This window comes from Citrobacter amalonaticus Y19 (assembly GCF_000981805.1).
GTDB classification, from domain to species: Bacteria; Pseudomonadota; Gammaproteobacteria; order Enterobacterales; family Enterobacteriaceae; genus Citrobacter_A; species Citrobacter_A amalonaticus_C.
Window position 1 is genome coordinate 3,394,771 of sequence record NZ_CP011132.1, and the last position, 18,404, is coordinate 3,413,174.

An 18,404-nucleotide genomic window follows, 5' to 3' on the forward strand; every position below is an offset into this window, starting at 1 on the left:
CTTAACCTACATTTTAACTTTTTGTTCAGTCGTGACGCCTCCAAAATCATTAATCGCACGCCACGATACGTCTCCACCTGTTATCCCCGATAGTGGTAGCGTGACGGTTTGAAATGGTAATACCATTGGAGGTTTCGTTATCGTTTTACCGTTCACCTTTACTTCATTAAGCGACACACTATAAGGTGTTGGATTATTTACAGTTAACTTCCCACCCTCGCGTGAAAAAATTAACTGTTGGTATGCCAAAGACGGATCGCCTTTTAATCCAGCGGGACGATAAAATAGCTTCATTTTGCTTTTTACGGCGATCAATAATTCATTTTTCGCATCCGGTGACGATGAAGGAATCGCTTTAATATTCAACCAGTAAACACTTTCCCTGTCCGACGGTAAGTTGTTTCCTGCCAGCATGACGCGAACAGAGTTCTGTGAATTAGGATTTAATTTAAACAAGGGTGGCGTCGTGGTAAATTCGCTGCCACTGTCATCACTATTTTCGCTTTTACTCACCCATGACTGGATCAGATACGGTTTATTGTCCGGGTTTTTGACGCTTATTGTGGCCTGACTGGCATTACTATTGTAAATAAGACGAGTACCGCCTATTTCAACCCCACTGATTGCCGCTGTTGAGATAAAGATCATCCCCACAGCAAGCGTTTTATATAATTGCTGAAGCATGAGAGTTCCTGATTGATTACTCAGGGCCACAGGTGGCCCTGCTTTTACTGATAAGTCACCGTGAAGGAGGTTGACGCGTTTGCGGTCCCCGCGCCGACAGTCCCTGTGGCCATATATTTTGCGAAATAGGTCAACGTATTATCGACGTCTTCCAACAACGCCACGCTAGCCGAAGACGAGCCAACCGGGATCAATGTGGCGCTGTCCTGCTCATAAATAGCGACGCCGACATTCGTTGCCGTTTGACCCGTGGTCAACGCCAGAATCGAAGGATTAGCCGTGTTAGTGGTACCGTCAAACCGAATACTGGCGCTGCTCACACTCGCCGGACAGGATTTCAGCACAATATTAAAGCGCTTGGCTGCCGCTGTTGCGCCATTCCCGCCAGAAAATGCCGCCGTTGAGACGGTTCCCAGATCAACAGGCTGCGCAATCGCAGAAGGGTCAACCACACATGCCGTTCCTGTAATCGTTCCGGTAAAGTTAATGACGCCATCGGCTGCATTAGCGGCTTGCAGAGCAGACAGCGATAACATCGCAGATATCAGTGCTATTTTTTTCATAGAGTTAAATCCAGATAGTTAAGTTAATATTTAATTAAAAGCGTTGATGTTAAAAACAATTATTCCTGCATTCACCTCCTCTGCCTATTTTCACTTCCCGACATTAACGCAATAATTTATGTAAAGTCAGACTCATGAACAGACGGTTTGCACATTCTTACTCGCGCGATATTTCGATACAGAGAGACTCGATTACCGAGTTGCAGTTTAAATATTAAGCTGCGACGGTGTGCATAAAATGTCTTCATCGACATGCCCAATAGCTCACCAATCTCATTCGCATCCATTCCTTTTTGCATACAAGCAAGAACTTCACTTTCCCGGAATGAAAGCGTGTATTTCACCCGATAAGCATACCGAGATTCATTAACAAACAGGCACGAGAGGATTTCGTTTATCCGCCGTCTCTTATCAATGAAAGTGATATCTCTCAAATGGCATAACGCATAGTAGTCGAGATCATTGGTGATAAATGCAATGATTTTCCTGTCAGGAGACAAATACTCAGTGCCCCATTGAAAATTGGACTCATTAATATCGACTATAGTGTAATTTTCATCAATCAACTCCGGCGTTAACAACGCACTTATGCCGACAATAAAAAAATAATCATCAGAAAAAACAGAGTCTGATAATTTCATAGAACTTCCTTTTTCGACACTTCCTGCTTGCTGTTTTAACGTCAGTAAATCACCTCATGTTTCGCTGTAAAATTTACAGAAATTCATTCAGCATGACATCACAAAAGTCGTGGATTTCGTCAGAAAACATAAAAACGATCGTTTCTACTATCTTTTTACTTTCAAAAGAACAACGATCCATATTTATCTATTTTTATCAAAACAAAAACCCATAACACACAATAAAAAACAGAATTAAACACTATCTATATGGATAGGTTTGGTTTAATGATCCGAGCATATTTGATAGCTGAAACTTGTAATAAACCAAAACATGGATTTTTCTTAGGAAATATACCAGGTTTAATTAACTCATTTTATTCTGTTGGAACAGGGCTTATTTTACCTGGTTAACACAGGAGCAACATCAGCGGCGCCTTATTATTCTGTCAGGCGCCGCCTACACATGTAGGAAGGGAAATTAAGGTGTGAATTTCTCGATTGCCCGCTCCAGTTCGTCCAGCAATGTCTGGATATGCTCAAACTCAGCAGGCAGTTCGGTAACCGTAATCGCATCCGGGAGTTTATCCTCCAAAGACTGTGCCGCCTTCATTAAGGTCTCAACCCCTAATAGCTGTGCTGTCCCGTTAATGCGATGAATATGATGTTTAACCAGACGATAATCACCAGACGCACTGGCTTGATAAGCCGCCGTTAAATCGCAGCGATTTTCTACCTGCGCCTCTTTTAATGCGCGAAGCATCAATGCCCGATTCCCTTGCGCGAGCATCGCCAGTCTTTCGAGATCAAATACAGTGTCGTGGGTGTCACTCACCCCGGAGAGTAAATGAGAGAGCTGCGACAACGTGATCGGTTTGAAAAGACAGGCATTCATCCCCGCCGACAGACAACGTTCGCGCTCGTGCTCCTGCGCCGTTGCCGTGAGCCCCCAGATAACAAGCGTCGTAGTAAATTTTCTGACCTGGCGGGCAAGCTCAGTACCATCCATAACCGGCATATTGAGATCGGTAATCAACAGGTCATAATTTCCTTGCTGAAGATAACGTAATGCCGTCTCGCCATTGTCGGCTTCATCCGCCATGATACCCAGCGTCATAAGCTGACGTTTCAGGAGTAATCGGCTGAAAGGAAGGTCATCCGCAATTAATACCCGTAATGTTCCTTGAAAGGCTGGCAGAGGCGAGTCAACGTCCGTAACGGTGGGGGTAATATCAAACGACGTCTGGACTGGCAGGCTCAACGTAACGGTCGTCCCCCGATTGACCACACTTTGCAGTTCGATTGTCCCTCCCATTTGTCTCATTAACGCCCGACTGATTGCTAATCCAAGCCCCGAACCACGATGATGTTCTCCCGCTTTTCCCTGGCTAAAGGCGGTGAATAAACGTCGTTGCTCTTCTTCGCTCATCCCCGGCCCGGAATCACTCACCGAAATTACCAGCGTTTGCTCATGCTTCGCCGCTGAAATTCGCACATCACCGCGTTCGGTAAATTTCACCGCATTACCGATAATATTGGTGAGAACCTGCCCCAGTAATTGGGGATCCAGTTGCATCGCTTCACGCGCATCTAAACGAGAATCGTAATGCAGCGCGATCCCTTTTTGCGCCGCCAGCGCGCTGAATAATGCCATTTTTTCTTGCACCAGACCGTCCGGATATTTCCACTGGGGAACCGCCTCTAATAAACCCGATTCGATCTTCTCCAGATCGAGGATCTCGCCAATAAGTTTTAATAACGAACGCGAGGCCTGAGCCGCCTGGTCCACTGAGGCTTTATCTTCCGGGCTAAACTTCGCAGGAGAAAATTGCAGCAGTTCAAGAAATCCCATTATGGCACTGACCGGGGTTCGTATTTCATGACTCATATGAGAAAGAAATTCCCGTTTCTCTTCATTAGCCCTGAGCGCTCTGTTCCGTTCCTCTTTCAGTAAGCGTTGAGAACGTTTTCTGACACGAACTTCCCGCACCAGATAAACTGCCCATAACAAGGTGCTAAGTACCAGTAGCGACGCTAACGTAGCCACCAGATAAAAAGGCCTGTTATATAATTCCCAGGTATCTATTTTGACATCCGGCAGACGAATCCATTTACCGACGATCTGCAGGACCTCTTTTTGTGGAATATCATCCAACGCTTTATCCAGAATTTGCCGTAGCTCCGGTTCAGAACGAGGCACCGCGAAACTAATTGCCGCGGGCTCTTCTCCGGTAAGCGGTATCCAGGAAAGCTGATCGGGATAGTAATGCTCACTCAGATAACGCGCAGTCAGTTGATTCGAGATGGCAGCATCCACTTTTCCTGTTGCCACCAGATTCAATGCCACGCTGGAATTTTCCACCTCTTCCCACACAATGTCTGGATAGTGCGCCTTCAGTTTGGCCAGTAAAGTGTGATCGCCGCTGATGGCGACATGATTGCCGGGTCGCAGCGCATGTTCTTTGTTTTCCTCTTTTCTGATCACGGCCACGAATTGTGTGGTAATAAAGGGGTGAGTAAAAGAGAGATAATTTTCTCGGCTGAGATCATAGGTAGCGGCCTGCACAATATGCCAGTTGCCTTTCTTCATCTCAGCGATCATCTCTTTATTCGATTTGACGACAACGGTCTCAAACTGAATCCCCGTTTGCAGGCCAATCAGATTAAGGACGTCGCCAACAATACCTCGCGTCTGCTGGCTTCCATCAACCATCGTGTAGGGAGCAAACCAGGGATTAATAATCACACGGAGTGTTTTGTGATTATTCAACCACTGCTTTTCGCGTGGCGTCAGGTTCAGAGGCTCAATCAGGAAGGAGAGATTGCCTTTATCAATCATCGACTGAGCAATTTGCCCATGGATGTTTTCATCAATTGCGCTAAGGGTATTGTTCACAATTTCCCGCAACCGTTGCTGCGCGGGTAGAAATAATAAGTAGCTCTTTCTCTGCGGTGCAGGCCAATACTTCACGGTTGTCAGCGCAAGACTGAACTCCTGGGAAAGCCAGGTGCTGGTCGTGAGTGAATCACCGAAAAACCAGGCGTTGCGCCCATTGTTAACGGAATTCAGCGCCTCCTGGTAGTTGCTATAGTTATCGATCTCGGCATCGGGAAAGGACTGGCGGATAAAATCGGCATCCGGATAGTGGTTAACAATCGCCACACTCGTACGTTGCGCGCTCTGCAATGGTGCCATCACGTTGCCCAGGGAGGTCACTAAATTTGGCCAGGAATGAATCAGCGGCTGAGAAACCTGAACACTTGCGTCATGCCAGGACTGGCTCTCCAGCCCGGTTAATACCATATCGACGTCGCCCTTTTTGAGCGCCGCGACAGCATCAGCCTTGCCCGGATACGCCATTACACTTATTCGTGTATTAAGGGAATGTTGAATCAATGCCAGATAATCAGCATTCATTCCCCGATAACGTCCCGTCAGCATTGTCAGAACCAGCGGTGGCTGAACGGGTTCATAAACGGCGACGCTGAGGATTTTTTTCTGTTGCAGCCAGCGTTTGTCATCCTCACTCAGGTAAACCGGCACGGGCGATATGTAATTGAACCCTGATAGTTCAAGCTCAACAGGGGTTTTTTGCTGCGCGTAAACGGTACGCCCGCCTATTGATAAAATAATAAACACCACTATCAGCCAGTTATTCATCATCATGTCAGCTTGTTCTGATGAGCAAAAGAGAGCAGTTCGATTAATGATTTACAGCCGAGTTTTTCCATTAGTCGCGTTTTATAAGTACTGACGGTTTTACCACTAATATGCATCGCCTCACCGATTTGCGAATTGTCCAGACCGTTAAGCACATGTCCCATGACTTTCATCTCTTGTGCCGAAAGGGACTCCAGACGCTGCGAGTCGGTCAGGATTTCGGAGGCTTCTTCGCTGAAAAAGGGAAAATAGGTATACCCATTCTGCGCGGCAGTAATGGCCGCCAGAATGTTATCCATGTTCTGCTTTTTACTGATAAACGCATTCGCCCCCGCCTGCGCGCAGCGCTTGCTGAAATAACGATCGTTTTTCGCTGAAACGACAACTAACACACCGGCGTAATGATTCGCTCTGAGCTTTTCCACCAGCTCCACACCATTGACACCGGGGATCTCAACGTCAATAACCACAATATCCGCTGTCGTTTTTACCAGACTCTTCAGTGCAACCGCGCCGTCTTCATATTCTCCGAGAACAGTAATGTGATCTTTCTCCAGCACGCTGCGAATAGCCATACGCGCCAGCGGATGATCGTCCACGATAATTGCCGTGCGAGAACGCATTCCACTCATAATTACCCCAAAGACCGTGATGCATTAAACACGCTATGTTATTGAGAATAGCGTAAACGATACGGCAGATTACTCTCCACATTAACCTTTGCGGTGAGGCGTCGCTCACTCATACGCGGTCGCGATGACCGTGGCTTTCGCCTACCGCGAAGAATGCCGTTGAATTGACTTTCGTGACAAGTACAGAGGGAGAATTTATCCAGCGCCATTAAAACCAGCCGGAAACAGGCTGGCGGTTGAATGCCCACACTTTCTGCCGCGTTATGCAAGAAACGCATAGCGCGAAACATTCTTGCATTTTCCCCTTATCCCTTCGACTGGTAAGGTCATTACGTTCGGGCCTCTTTTGGCCTGTCGCAACAAACACACATCATCAAAAAAATAACGGGGTTCGCTATGGCGCAACAAGGGGAACAGGCGGCGCTGCCGCTTGCGACAGAAAAAGTCGGACTTAAAGGGTATCTGGCATTTTTTCTGACCATCATTTTCTTTTCCGGCATCTTTTCCGGGACAGACGGTTGGTGGCGTGTTTTTGATTTTACCGTGCTGAACGGTTCATTTGGCCAAATCGCGAATGGTGCTGGACAAGCGTCTGTAACCTTCCGTGGTGCGAGCGGTACTGGCGCAAAAGATGGTTTTCTTTTCGCGCTGGAGCTCGCGCCGTCAGTCATTTTGTCTCTGGGCATTATCTCTATCACCGACGGTCTTGGCGGACTGCGTGCGGCTCAACAACTGATGACGCCCATCCTGAAGCCGCTGTTGGGCATTCCGGGCATTTGCTCGCTGGCGCTCATCGCGAACTTACAAAACACCGATGCGGCGGCGGGTATGACGAAAGAACTGGCGCAGGATGGCGAAATCACCGAGCGTGACAAAGTCATTTTTGCGACATACCAGACCAGCGGCAGCGCGATTATTACTAACTATTTTTCCTCTGGCGTTGCCGTTTTCGCGTTTCTGGGAACGTCTGTTATCGTCCCGCTGGCCGTCATTCTGCTGTTTAAATTTGTCGGAGCCAATCTGCTACGTCTGTGGATCAATTTTGAAGAACGCCGTAACCCAACGCAAGGAGCGCAAGCATGACCACTCAGGTACGCAAAAATGTCATGGACATGTTTATCGACGGTGCCCGCCGTGGCTTTACCATTGCCACCACCAACCTGCTGCCGAACGTGGTCATGGCGTTCGTCATTATCCAGGCGCTGAAAATTACCGGTTTACTTGACTGGGTGGGCCACATTTGCCAGCCGATCATGGCATTCTGGGGACTTCCCGGTGAGGCCGCGACGGTGTTATTAGCGTCGCTAATGAGTATGGGCGGCGCGGTCGGCGTTTCCGCTAGCCTGCTCACGGCGGGAGCATTAAATGGTCACGACGTCACGGTTCTGCTCCCGGCGATATACCTGATGGGTAACCCTGTACAGAACGTGGGGCGCTGCCTCGGTACCGCCGAAGTGAACGCCAAATATTATCCCCACATCATTGCGGTATGTGCCATCAACGCATTACTGTCGATCTGGGTTATGCAGATTATTGTTTAAAAAGGGAATTATCATGCCTGATTTATCCTTCGCAGAGTTTACGTTACTGCAAGGCGCACACCTTTACACCCCTGAAGACCTGGGGATTTGCGACGTGTTTCTCGCCAACGGCAAGATTATTGCCGTCGCACGCGATATCTCGCCTCAGATCGTGCCGAATTGTAAGGTTATCAATCTCAAAGGACGGATCCTGTGTCCTGGCTTTATCGATCAGCATGTTCACCTGATTGGCGGCGGTGGCGAAGCGGGCCCCACAACCCGAACGCCAGAAGTCAGACTGAGCAGGCTGACCGAAGCCGGGGTCACGACCGTCATTGGCTTGCTCGGCACCGACTCCGTGACCCGTCATCCGGAATCACTGCTGGCGAAAACCCGGGCGCTGAATGAAGAAGGGATCACCGCCTGGATGTTAACCGGCGCTTATCATGTCCCTTCACCGACGATCACCGGTTCCGTAGAAAAAGATGTGGCGCTGATCGATCGCGTCATCGGCGTAAAATGCGCCGTCTCCGACCACCGCTCTACCGCCCCTGGCGATTATCAACTGGCGAACATGGCCGCGGAATCCCGCGTGGGTGGCCTGCTGGGCGGAAAACCAGGAGTCAGCGTGTTCCATATGGGCGACAGCAAAAAGGGACTCAAACCGCTGTACGACATTCTGGAAAATAGCGATGTGCCGATGAGTAAGCTGCTTCCCACTCACGTTAACCGCAATGAGGCGCTGTTCGAAGAAGCTCTGGCCTTTGCTCTCAAAGGCGGCACCATCGATATCACCAGTGGTATTCCCGATCCGGTCGCACCGGCTGAGGGCGTGGCTCGGGCAGTGAAAGCCGGCATACCGCTTGCCCGGATAACGGTCAGTTCTGATGGTAACGGTAGCCAACCGTTGTTTGATGACGCCGGAAAACTCACCGGAATTGGCGTGGCGGGCTTCGAGAGTTTGCTTGAAACCGTACAATCGCTCATAAACGATTACGAATTTACCCTGACCGACGCACTGCGTCCGCTGACGACCAGCGTGGCTGCCTTTCTTAACCTTTCCACTAAAGGCGAAATCGCCCCAGGGAAGGATGCCGATCTGCTGGTGATGACACCGGAATTAAGTATTGAGCAGGTTTATGCCCACGGCAAACAGATGGTGGTTGACGGTAAAGCCTGCGTGAAAGGGACCTTCGAGTAAGTGCAATCGGTTGTCAGCCGTGTGAATGCCCGTACAATGGCGCAGACAGACGGCTGACAGGTGATGGTAAATGGATGTGAGTGGTGCAGGTTTGTATAACATTGAAACGAAATGGCTTTATGACTTCCTGACCCTGGAAAAGTGCCGAAACTTCTCCCAGGCAGCGATTATTCGTAATGTCTCGCAACCCGCCTTCAGCCGTCGTATTCGCGCACTGGAAAACGCGGTAGGGGTTGAATTGTTCAATCGTCAGGTCTCGCCGCTACAGCTCTCCGAGCAGGGAAAAATCTTTCACTCTCAGATACGCCATTTGCTACAACAACTGGAAAGCAACCTGGCTGAACTCCGTGGCGGCAGCGATTTCACGCTGCGTAAAATCAAGATTGCTGCGGCTCACTCTCTGTCGCTTGGGTTATTACCCGGTATCGTTAGCCAGATGCCAACCCAGTTTACCTGGTCGGTTGAAGCGATCGATGTCGATCAGGCAGTTGATATGTTGCGGGAAGGGCAAAGTGATTTCATCTTCTCTTATTATGATGAAAACCTGCTCCAGCCTCCGTTTGCCAATATTCCCCTGTTCGAGTCGCAACTGTTTCCCGTCTGCGCAAGCGATGTGAACGGAAAACCGCGATACACGCTAGACCAGCCCTCTTTCCCGCTGCTCAACTATAGCCAGAACTCCTACATGGGGCGGCTTATCAACCGAACGTTAACCCGTCATACCGGGCTGAGTTTCAGCACATTTTTTGTCTCTTCGATGAGTGAGTTGCTTAAGCAGGTTGCGCTGGACGGTTGTGGAATCGCCTGGCTCCCGGAGTATGCGATTCGTCAGGAGATTCGTCATAAACAGCTCATTGTGCTGGACCAGGACGAGTTGATCATTCCTATCCAGGCTTATGCTTACCGGATGGATACGCGGATGACGCCCCTGGCGGAGCGTTTCTGGAAGGAGTTACACCACCTGCACACGGTCCCCTGATCTCCATTCACACGCAGGCAACCTGTTGCACAGGCTCATCCACCTGCGTATCCGGCCATGACTCATACCAGCGAATCGCGGCGTTGACCAGAGACGCAGTTGAATCAATAAACCGGCGCCCAAACTGGTTCTCATGCCCGGCCACAATTAACGGGATCTCGGTGCAGCCCATAATAATTATCTGCGCGCCATGGGAAATCAGTCGTTCAATTTGTGGAAACAGCAACCGTTGCGCTGCGGGTTTATCTCCGCTTTTCAATGCGTAAATGGCCTGCATCACCTGCGCCTGACCGGCCTCTTCTGGCTGAACCAGAGAGAGTCCCTGCGCAGTCATTTTCTTCTGGTATAACCCCGTCGCCAGCGTGGCGTTCGTTGCCAGCAGGCCGACGCGGGTCACGCCGGGAGGAATCTCACTCAGCGTGGCATCCAGAATGCTGATCATTTCCGCCTTTGCCACTGCCCGTAAATCATCAAACCAGTAGTGCGCGGTGTTACAAGGTATGACGATACATTCAGCCCCCGCATCTTCCAGCATGTGCAGATAACGCTCAAGATAATGCAAGGGAGAGGGACCGCCAGAGAGCAGGCAGGCTGTACGATCGGGAATGTCAGGAATGGAGCTCACGATAAGCGGAATATGCTGCTGATCGCAGCTGGCACGGCGCAGTTCAACAAATTTTTCCAGCATATCCGCCGTTGCAGCAGGCCCCATGCCGCCCAGAATCCCAATGGTATGTTTCATTACCCGCACCGCGCTTTCTCTGATATTTCAAATGACACTATCACCCTGATGCATAGGTAAAAAATGCCATTTTCTTAGCAGCTATGCGTAAAAGTTATCACTCGAGAAACGCGAATCTGTTGACACAGACTTCTCACCGCGCCGCCCGGCGGTCTACGACGTGCCGGTTTCTGAGCCTTGCGCCGCTAAACAGTGACTAAACAGCGAACACCCCGTTTCTGTTTTGTAACACCCAACCGTAAATTAGCGATGCCCGCCACAAAATTCACATATCACTCACGTTGATGAAAGGAAGCATATTGCATTTGCACAGTGAGTCGGATAGCGTCTGTAACGTTACACTAAAACGTTACAGAAAACAGAATAAGCGACTTTTTCGTTAAACCAGATGGCCATGTCAGCCTTGCCAGATGGCGTTATCGCGACCTCTACACTGTGAGAAAGGATAATCATGATGAAAACAACACCGTTTCGTTCAGCCAGACGTTTTCTGGCTCTCGCTTGCCTCAGTAGCGCCCTGATTGCAGGTAGTGTGCTGAGCGCTTCAGCACAGGCAGCACTCAATTTTCGTGTTTACTCGTCTCTGCCAGGAGATGACTCCTCTGCACACTACATCTGGTTCAACCGATTCCAGGAAAACCTGAATAAAAACGAGAAGTTAAAAGGACAGATTAAGCTTAATTATTTCGCCAACGCGATGCTGGGAAAAGAAGCCGATGCCACACAGCAGGTCCGTATCGGCGCCATTAACATGATGATTTCAGGCACCTCAATCTGGGCCACTCTGGTCCCTGAAGTGGGCGTGCTGGATCTGGGTTATCTGTTTAAAGACTATGACCAGGTTGGGAAAGCGCTGGACGGCAAAGCCGGTGAGCAGCTTTCTAAGTTGATGATGGATAAAGCGAACGTGATGGTGCTCGGTTATGGCTATAACCTCGGCGCACGTAACGTGTACACCAAGAAGGCGATTGAAAAACCAGAGGATTTAAAGAATCTGAAAATCCGCGTGCTGCCGGTGCCTAACTTTATCGCCACGCTGAATCACATGGGGGCGGTGGCCATTCCCATGCCGGGCGGGGAAGTTTATTCCAGCCTGCAAATGGGTGTGATCGATGGCGTCGAACATGATGCGCCCACCATCTACGCCAGCAAATATTATGAAATCATCAAGAATGGCACGCTGACCCGCCATAGTTATAACCCGCTGATGATTGCCATGAACAAGAAGAGCTTCGAGCAGATCCCGGAATCACTGCGTGCCGACGTGCTGGCCGCCGCGAAAGAAGCCACGGAATACGAACGCCAGCAGGCCAGCCAGAAAGAGCTGGAAGCGATTAAAAACCTGGAGGCCAAAGGCGTCACTTTCCGGGAAACCGATCGGGCGTTCTTCGCGCAGGCCGTACAGCCTGTCTGGAAAACTTTCCTGGATAAATACCCGGATCTGAAACCGATGGTGGACGAGATCAGCGCTGCGGCGCCGAGCGACAAGCAATAAGCCGTGCATCGTCGGCCTGCGGAGTTCTGCGGGTCGTCGATGTTGCCCAAACAAACCATGAAAGGAGTTCACCATGGCAGATATCTCGATGAAAACAAAGGATGAAAATACTTTGTTGACGCTGTTGGGGCGGCTGAGTCGATTTTTGACAACCTTAACGTCGTGGGCCGGGGCGCTGGTGTTGTTTATCAACGTGCTGGTGGTATTCGCGTCGGTTATCTGGCGTTACGCCCTGCATTCACCGATCCACTGGGCGGAAGAAGTGGCGCGCGCGCTGATGATTGCGCTGGTTTTTTTTGGCGTCGCCACCTCGACGGGCAGAGGCGGACACATTGGTGTCGATCTGTTCTTACGCTTCCTGCCTGAAAGCGTTCGCCCTTACGTTATCCATGCCAGCCGCTGGATCCTGTTTCTGGTCTCCGTCGGGCTGGTGATTTCCAGTTATGACCTGGTACAGGCCGCGCGATTGCAAACCACCGAGACGGGGCTGCCACAGACCATCTACGTGATCCCGGTGTTAATCGGCTCTGTCGTCATGATGGTGGCCGCGCTGGAACATGCCCTGCATGAACGCGCCAAAGTGGTGTTACTCAGCGGTGTTGGGATCCTGGTGCTGGCGGCGCTGGGTTATCTGAAACTGTCGCTGATGGCCGATCCTGCCAGCGCTGCGGCGGGCCTGATGCTGATTTGCTTCGTGCTCGGCATTCTGGCCGGTGTGCCAATAGCCTTCACGCTCGGCATGTCCGCAATGGTCTTTTTTATCTGCGACCCCTCCCTGCCGTTTGTCTTTTTCTCTCAACAGGTGGCGGCGGGCGTTGACCACTTTGTTCTGTTGGCGATTCCATTCTTCTTGCTCGCCGGGGCCGCGATGGAAATCAACGGCATGTCCACGCGACTGGTCGAACTGATTGTGCGCGGTATGGGACGGTTTCGCGGCGGTCTGAACATGACAACCGTGCTGTCGATGGCCTTTTTCTCCGGCATCTCCGGTTCCAAACTGGCGGATGTGGCAGCCGTCGGTGGGGTGTTAATGCCAGCGGTACGCCGTGCGAAACAGGACAGTGAAGAAGCTGCCGGGGTATTTGCCGCCTCCGCAGTGATGGCGGAGACCATTCCTCCCTGCGTGAACCTGATTGTGATGGGCTTTGTCGCGAATATTTCCATCGGGGCGTTATTTATCGCCGGCCTGGTGCCTGCGGCCTGCCTGTTGGTGCTGTTAATGGTCGCCGCCAACCGTTTCGGCGGGAAAATTAACGTCAGCGAAGCCTATCCGGTATTACGCCCACGGACTCAGCTTTACCTCGGCGCCGCTGTCGGCCTGGTCATGATCTTCATGATTGGTCGTGGCGTCATGATGGGGATCGCCACCTCCACGGAAATTTCCGCCTTCGCGGTTATCTACGCCATTGTGGTGGGCCGTCTGGCGTTTGGCGAACTGACGCTGAAAGCCACGGTTAAAATGTTCGTTGATATTGCGGCGATGTCCGGCGTCCTGCTGTTCATCGTGGCCTGTGCAACCAGCCTCTCCTATGCCCTGACCATTCAGATGATCCCGCAGCAGATCGCTGAGTTGCTGGTGGGAATTGGTATGGAGCAAGGTGCCTGGCTGTTCCTGATGTTAACCATCGTCATTCTGATCATCTTTGGTGCGGTTCTCGAAGGTGCGCCTGCGCTGATCATATTCGCCCCTATTCTGGTGCCGATTGCGATTCAGCTTGGCTTTAACCCGCTGCACTTTGGCATTGTGATGATTATGGCGATGGGCTTTGGCCTGTTCTCACCACCGATCGGCCTGGGTTTGTACACCACCTGCGCCATTTGCGGGGTGGAAATGAAACATGTCATCAGACCGATGGCGAAATATCTGGCGGTGATTTTTGTCGGCATCATTATTGTCGCCATGGCGCCACCGTTAACCACCTGGCTGCCTGGGCTGGCCGGTTACTGAGTGTTAAGTGCTGTATTTGCCACCTTCAGGTGGCAGGGATATCCACGCGCAAAAAACGGCAAAACGACGTCACGTCATTGCCTGATGCCGTTTAAATATGAATAACGGGAGTATGAAATGGGATTATTAACGGGTAAAAAAGCGTTTATTACGGGTGCAGAGCAAGGCATTGGTAAAGAGAGCGCAAAAAAACTGATTGAGGCGGGATGCGATATCTATATTCATTATTTCAGTGGCGAAGAAGGCCCACGGGAATTAATGGCTCTCGCCGAACAACAGGGCTGTCTGGCGGCCTGTGGTTTCGCCGATTTAACCGATGAAGAAGATGCCGCCCGCTGTGTGGCGCAGGCGGCGGAATTCCTCGGCGGTATCGATATTCTGGTTAATAACGTCGGCGGCATTATTGCCCGCAAATGGCTGGGTGAGATTGAGCCACATTTCTGGCGCACGGTTATCGATGTCAATATGACGACGATGCTGAATGTCACTCAGCAGGCATTACCGTGGCTGAAAGCCGCGCCAGACGGCGCCAGCATCGTCAACCTGGCTTCCCTGGCCGGGCGCTCTGGCGGCCACTCGGGTTCTCTGGTGTATTCCACCACCAAAGGCGCAGTGCTGACCTGGACACGCTCGCTTGCCGCAGAACTTGGCGAACACGGCATCCGTGTCAATGCCGTGGCACCGGGGTTGATTCTGGGCACGCGTTTTCATAATCAACACACCACGCAGGCCTCTGCCGACCAGACCATCCAGGCCATTCCTCTGGGAAGAGCGGGCACGCCGGAAGATGTGGCAAGGGTCATCTGTTTCCTCGCCTCTGAATATGATGGTTTCGTTTCCGGCGCCACCATCGACATTAACGGTGGTATTTACCGGGCATAAAAATGTGGCGGGCAATAATGCCCGCCAGCGTTAAAAAGGTATGACATATGATCAAGTCAGATATTATTCATCCTGATTTATTACAGGCACTGGCACAGTGCGGACATAAGGCGAATATTTTAATCACCGATGCCAATTACTCTTTTTTAACCAATACCTCTGCGCAGGCACGGATTATCTGGCTTAATTTCACTCCGGGAATGATCGGCAGCGTCGTCATTCTGGAAAAAATCCTCGGCTATATTAATGTGGAAAAAGCCACGTTAATGGCAAGCCCGGCGGATTTTGATAATACCGTTGAGCGCGAATACCGCGACATGCTTCCTGAGGCCATCGAGTTTGAGTATGTTGAACGTAACGCGTTTTATTCGCGGGCCAAATCGTCCGACACTATCCTGGTCATCGCGTCCGGTGAAACCCGCCGCTTCGCCAATATCCTGCTGACCGTGGCCCCAACGCTGGTATGACAAAACGAGAAGAACGTGCTGTTCTTCTCGTGTCACGCCGTTACCGTACCGATTGCCGGGAAACCAACGACGGAGGGAACAGAAACTCCTCTGGCGAAATGGCCGGGTTTTCGATCCGGTCAATTAACCGGTCAACCATCACCTCGGCCATCTCCCGAAGCGGCGGCATGATGGAAGTCAGGCCAGGGAAAACCAGCCCGGAGAGTGGGATATTGTCGATACCCACAATTGAAATTTGTTGCGGCACATGGATCCCTGCCTGGTGCAGACCGGCCATCAGCCCTATCCCCAGCGCGTCGTTGATCGCCACGATGCCATCCGGAAATTCCGGCTGTTGGCTGATTTTTAACGCCAGCGCCCGCCCAAGTTCTGTCATTTCCGTGTCGCCATAAGCGGCCATGGCCTGACCTTCAATGATCATCCCTTCCCGATAAAGTCCGTGCTCTTGCACCGCGCGAAGAAAACCTTCGATTTTGTGCGCACGACTGGGCGTCATCCCTTCCACCGTGGCAAATGCGAGGCGACGGCATCCCTGTGCGATCAGATGTTCTGCCGCCATTCGCCCGGCATCAATGTTGTTCATGGATACGCTGTCCAGCGCAAAATGGTCAGACTGAGCGCCAACAGGCATGCGGCCATCATAGTTCACCATCACCATGCCCTGCTCTGCCGCTCGCGCAAAATGCGCTTTTTCAATATCGCAGGCGGCAACGATAATCCCGCGGACACCGTGGGAAAACATATCGTCCAGAAAGGCCTCTTCTTCTTCAATCTGTCGGTAGGTATTACCAATCAGCACCCGGAACTGACGCTTTTTGGCTGCCAGGTCGACTTCACGCGCCAGGGCGGCAAAGCTGGGATTCACTATGGACGGCACCAATAGACCAATCATTTTGGCCTGCCCGGTCTTGAGCTGCTGCGCCACCCGGTTTGGAAAGTAATTCAGCGTCTGCATGCTCTGCTGGATGCGCGCCAGCGTTTCAGCCCGCATTTGATCGGTACGACCGTTGAGCACATTGGATACCGTACTGACGGAAACGCCAGCATGCTTTGCGACATCACGAATATTCGCCATACATCTCCTTTGCGGCAATTGATGAATGGCGGAAGACACTAACCCCGGCATCACCATCTTCTTGAGAATTATGAGCTACAACGGTTTAGTGTAACGTTACAGATATTGCTGTCAATGTAATGTGCTGGCGAAAAGAAGACGGCGTTGAGTGACATACGATGAATAACACGAGAAGTAACAGAAAAGGGGACATCCGCCCCCCAGTGTTCACTTCACTCTTTGGCCCGCTTCATTAACTACGTTCTCGCCATCTTCTTTCGTGAAAGCCCCTTTCTGCGCCTCCGGGAGGATATCCAGAACGACTTCTGAAGGACGGCACAGTTTCGTTCCCAGCGGCGTCACCACAATCGGACGGTTAATCAGGATCGGATGCTGCAACATCACGTCGATGAGCTGGTCGTCAGTATAGTTATCTTCCGCAAGTCCCAGTTCTTCGTAAGGCTCGACGTTTTTACGCAGCAACGCCCGGACGGAAATGCCCATATCCGCAATGAGTTTGACCAGCTCATCGCGTGACGGAGGGGTCTCGAGATAAAGAATCACGGTCGGCTCAGTACCGCTGTTGCGGATCATCTCCAGCGTATTCCGCGACGTGCCGCAGGCCGGGTTGTGATAAATGGTGATGTTGCTCATATCAGTATCTCATTACAACGTGAAAGAGAGACGTAGCGCCAGCGCGACCAGCGTTACAAACAGCACAGGCAGCGTCATGACGATCCCGGTGCGGAAATAGTATCCCCAGGTGATGGTCATGTTCTTCTGTGAAAGGACATGCAGCCAGAGCAGCGTTGCCAGGCTGCCAATAGGCGTGATTTTCGGCCCCAGATCGCAGCCAATCACGTTGGCGTAAATCATCGCCTCTTTGATAACGCCGGTTGCGGTACTGCCATCGATAGAGAGCGCGCCAACCAGCACGGTTGGCATATTGTTCATAATAGAAGAGAGGAATGCCGTCATGAAGCCCGTACCCAACGTCGCAGCCCACAGACCTTTATCTGCCAGCATGTTCAGTACGCCAGAGAGATATTCTGTTAGCCCGGCGTTACGCAGGCCATAGACCACCAGATACATCCCCAGAGAGAAGATGACTATCTGCCAGGGCGCACCGCGCAGCACTTTGCCGGTGTTAATCGCATGACCGCGTTTCGCCACCGCAAACAGGATGACTGCGCCAACAGCCGCAATCGCGCTGACCGGGATACCGAGCGGCTCAAGAACGAAAAAGCCCACCAGCAGAAGAATCAACACTACCCAACCGGTGCGGAACGTAGCCGGATCTTTAATCGCGTTTACCGGTGTTTTCAGGAGAGCCAGGTCGTAAGTCGGCGGAATATCTTTGCGAAAGAACAGATGCAGCATCACCAGCGTGGCAATAATGGCGGCAATATCCACCGGCACCATAACAGACGCATATTCCGTGAATCCCAGACCAAAGAAATCCGCCGAAACGATATTCACCAGGTTCGACACGATAAGCGGCAGGCTGGCTGTGTCGGCAATAAACCCGGCAGCCATGACAAATGCCAGCGTGGTGCCTTTACTGAAACCTAATGCCAACAGCATGGCGATGACAATCGGTGTCAGAATAAGCGCTGCGCCATCGTTGGCGAACAGTGCCGCCACCGCAGCACCGAGCAGAACAATATACGTAAACAGCAAACGACCACGCCCGTTACCCCAGCGTGAAACGTGCAGCGCCGCCCATTCGAAAAAGCCGGATTCATCGAGCAACAGGCTGATGATAATCACGGCAATAAAGGTCGCCGTCGCATTCCAGACGATATTCCACACCACCGGAATATCGCCTATGTGTACAACGCCAGAAATCAACGCCAGTACCGCGCCCAGCGTCGCACTCCAGCCGATCCCTAATCCCTTCGGCTGCCAGATAACCAAAACGAGGGTCAGGACAAAAATAGCGCCTGCCAATAACAT

17 protein-coding genes are annotated in these 18,404 nt (G+C 51.3%); 8 read left to right on the forward strand and 9 right to left on the reverse strand.

What is annotated here, in order from left to right:
* Positions 1–6: 6 nt before the first annotated feature.
* The 5 genes from F384_RS15620 to evgA all read right to left on the reverse strand — a co-directional run bounded on the left by F384_RS15620 (position 7) and on the right by evgA (position 6,160).
* Entirely contained in the window at positions 7–684 is a 678-nt protein-coding gene (locus F384_RS15620) for a molecular chaperone (protein WP_046486749.1), read from the reverse strand.
* Between the two features lie 44 nt (positions 685–728).
* The gene (locus F384_RS15625) at positions 729–1,247 is read right to left on the reverse strand and encodes a fimbrial protein (protein WP_046486751.1); all 519 of its coding nucleotides are present in this window, start codon (positions 1,245–1,247) and stop codon (positions 729–731) included.
* 116 nt (positions 1,248–1,363) lie between these two features.
* Positions 1,364–1,888 carry a helix-turn-helix transcriptional regulator gene (locus F384_RS15630; RefSeq protein ID WP_046486753.1) on the reverse strand — a complete coding sequence of 175 codons (525 nt, stop codon included), beginning with the start codon at positions 1,886–1,888 and terminating at the stop codon, positions 1,364–1,366.
* A 460-nt stretch (positions 1,889–2,348) separates the two neighbouring features.
* Positions 2,349–5,534, reverse strand: a complete 3,186-nt coding sequence (locus F384_RS15635; protein WP_226991596.1) for an ATP-binding protein — start codon at positions 5,532–5,534, stop codon at positions 2,349–2,351.
* Complete coding sequence (evgA, locus tag F384_RS15640; RefSeq protein WP_046486757.1) at positions 5,531–6,160, reverse strand: acid-sensing system DNA-binding response regulator EvgA; 630 nt, start codon at positions 6,158–6,160, stop codon at positions 5,531–5,533. Before evgA ends, F384_RS15635 begins: the two co-directional genes overlap by 4 nt.
* Before the next feature lie 396 nt (positions 6,161–6,556).
* On the opposite strand from evgA, the gene F384_RS15645 reads away from it, so the two are divergent.
* From F384_RS15645 to hypT, 4 genes are all read left to right on the forward strand, one after another.
* Positions 6,557–7,243 (forward strand): nucleoside recognition domain-containing protein, encoded by a 687-nt coding sequence (locus tag F384_RS15645; protein ID WP_046486760.1) that lies wholly within the window; start codon positions 6,557–6,559, stop codon positions 7,241–7,243.
* Complete coding sequence (locus tag F384_RS15650) at positions 7,240–7,701, forward strand: YjiG family protein (RefSeq protein WP_046486764.1); 462 nt, start codon at positions 7,240–7,242, stop codon at positions 7,699–7,701. Before F384_RS15645 ends, F384_RS15650 begins: the two co-directional genes overlap by 4 nt.
* Positions 7,702–7,714: 13 nt before the next feature.
* Positions 7,715–8,881, forward strand: coding sequence for a beta-aspartyl-peptidase (iadA, locus tag F384_RS15655; protein ID WP_046486767.1), 1,167 nt, complete (start codon positions 7,715–7,717; stop codon positions 8,879–8,881).
* A gap of 70 nt (positions 8,882–8,951) precedes the next feature.
* Positions 8,952–9,860 (forward strand): hypochlorite stress DNA-binding transcriptional regulator HypT, encoded by a 909-nt coding sequence (hypT, locus tag F384_RS15660; protein ID WP_046486770.1) that lies wholly within the window; start codon positions 8,952–8,954, stop codon positions 9,858–9,860.
* Positions 9,861–9,867: 7 nt separating this feature from the next.
* On the opposite strand, the gene F384_RS15665 is transcribed toward hypT, so the two are convergent.
* Positions 9,868–10,602, reverse strand: a complete 735-nt coding sequence (locus F384_RS15665; protein ID WP_046486776.1) for an aspartate/glutamate racemase family protein — start codon at positions 10,600–10,602, stop codon at positions 9,868–9,870.
* Between the two features lie 451 nt (positions 10,603–11,053).
* Between F384_RS15665 and F384_RS15670 the strand changes: the two genes are divergently transcribed.
* The 4 genes from F384_RS15670 (at position 11,054) to F384_RS15685 (ending at position 15,394) form a co-directional block, all read left to right on the forward strand.
* Positions 11,054–12,097 (forward strand): TRAP transporter substrate-binding protein, encoded by a 1,044-nt coding sequence (locus tag F384_RS15670; RefSeq protein WP_052746941.1) that lies wholly within the window; start codon positions 11,054–11,056, stop codon positions 12,095–12,097.
* Positions 12,098–12,170: 73 nt separating this feature from the next.
* Positions 12,171–14,045 carry a TRAP transporter large permease subunit gene (locus F384_RS15675; protein WP_046486785.1) on the forward strand — a complete coding sequence of 625 codons (1,875 nt, stop codon included), beginning with the start codon at positions 12,171–12,173 and terminating at the stop codon, positions 14,043–14,045.
* A 117-nt stretch (positions 14,046–14,162) separates the two neighbouring features.
* Entirely contained in the window at positions 14,163–14,927 is a 765-nt protein-coding gene (locus F384_RS15680) for an SDR family NAD(P)-dependent oxidoreductase (RefSeq protein WP_046486789.1), read from the forward strand.
* A 47-nt stretch (positions 14,928–14,974) separates the two neighbouring features.
* A complete protein-coding gene (locus F384_RS15685; protein WP_046486792.1) occupies positions 14,975–15,394 on the forward strand; it encodes an RbsD/FucU family protein in 420 nt (139 codons plus the stop codon).
* Between the two features lie 40 nt (positions 15,395–15,434).
* Here F384_RS15685 and F384_RS15690 read toward each other — a convergent pair whose 3' ends face one another.
* The 3 genes from F384_RS15690 to arsB all read right to left on the reverse strand — a co-directional run bounded on the left by F384_RS15690 (position 15,435) and on the right by arsB (position 18,404).
* A complete protein-coding gene (locus F384_RS15690) occupies positions 15,435–16,469 on the reverse strand; it encodes a LacI family DNA-binding transcriptional regulator (protein ID WP_046486796.1) in 1,035 nt (344 codons plus the stop codon).
* 207 nt (positions 16,470–16,676) lie between these two features.
* Positions 16,677–17,102: a glutaredoxin-dependent arsenate reductase gene (arsC, locus tag F384_RS15695; protein ID WP_046486799.1), complete on the reverse strand. Its 426-nt coding sequence runs from the start codon at positions 17,100–17,102 to the stop codon at positions 16,677–16,679.
* 12 nt (positions 17,103–17,114) lie between these two features.
* Positions 17,115–18,404 (reverse strand): arsenite efflux transporter membrane subunit ArsB, encoded by a 1,290-nt coding sequence (arsB, locus tag F384_RS15700; protein WP_046486803.1) that lies wholly within the window; start codon positions 18,402–18,404, stop codon positions 17,115–17,117.

Excerpts from the sequence above, each read along its gene's own strand:
- arsB (WP_046486803.1), bottom strand. The coding sequence starts at position 18,404 with ATGTTATTGGCAGGCGCTATTTTTGTCCTGACCCTCGTTTTGGTTATC.
- F384_RS15690 (WP_046486796.1), bottom strand. The coding sequence starts at position 16,469 with ATGGCGAATATTCGTGATGTCGCAAAGCATGCTGGCGTTTCCGTCAGT.
- F384_RS15665 (WP_046486776.1), bottom strand. The coding sequence starts at position 10,602 with ATGAAACATACCATTGGGATTCTGGGCGGCATGGGGCCTGCTGCAACG.
- hypT (WP_046486770.1), top strand. The coding sequence starts at position 8,952 with ATGGATGTGAGTGGTGCAGGTTTGTATAACATTGAAACGAAATGGCTT.
- iadA (WP_046486767.1), top strand. The coding sequence starts at position 7,715 with ATGCCTGATTTATCCTTCGCAGAGTTTACGTTACTGCAAGGCGCACAC.
- F384_RS15685 (WP_046486792.1), top strand. The coding sequence starts at position 14,975 with ATGATCAAGTCAGATATTATTCATCCTGATTTATTACAGGCACTGGCA.
- F384_RS15635 (WP_226991596.1), bottom strand. The coding sequence starts at position 5,534 with ATGATGATGAATAACTGGCTGATAGTGGTGTTTATTATTTTATCAATA.
- evgA (WP_046486757.1), bottom strand. The coding sequence starts at position 6,160 with ATGAGTGGAATGCGTTCTCGCACGGCAATTATCGTGGACGATCATCCG.
- F384_RS15680 (WP_046486789.1), top strand. The coding sequence starts at position 14,163 with ATGGGATTATTAACGGGTAAAAAAGCGTTTATTACGGGTGCAGAGCAA.
- arsC (WP_046486799.1), bottom strand. The coding sequence starts at position 17,102 with ATGAGCAACATCACCATTTATCACAACCCGGCCTGCGGCACGTCGCGG.
- F384_RS15670 (WP_052746941.1), top strand. The coding sequence starts at position 11,054 with ATGATGAAAACAACACCGTTTCGTTCAGCCAGACGTTTTCTGGCTCTC.
- F384_RS15675 (WP_046486785.1), top strand. The coding sequence starts at position 12,171 with ATGGCAGATATCTCGATGAAAACAAAGGATGAAAATACTTTGTTGACG.
- F384_RS15620 (WP_046486749.1), bottom strand. The coding sequence starts at position 684 with ATGCTTCAGCAATTATATAAAACGCTTGCTGTGGGGATGATCTTTATC.
- F384_RS15630 (WP_046486753.1), bottom strand. The coding sequence starts at position 1,888 with ATGAAATTATCAGACTCTGTTTTTTCTGATGATTATTTTTTTATTGTC.
- F384_RS15645 (WP_046486760.1), top strand. The coding sequence starts at position 6,557 with ATGGCGCAACAAGGGGAACAGGCGGCGCTGCCGCTTGCGACAGAAAAA.
- F384_RS15625 (WP_046486751.1), bottom strand. The coding sequence starts at position 1,247 with ATGAAAAAAATAGCACTGATATCTGCGATGTTATCGCTGTCTGCTCTG.
- F384_RS15650 (WP_046486764.1), top strand. The coding sequence starts at position 7,240 with ATGACCACTCAGGTACGCAAAAATGTCATGGACATGTTTATCGACGGT.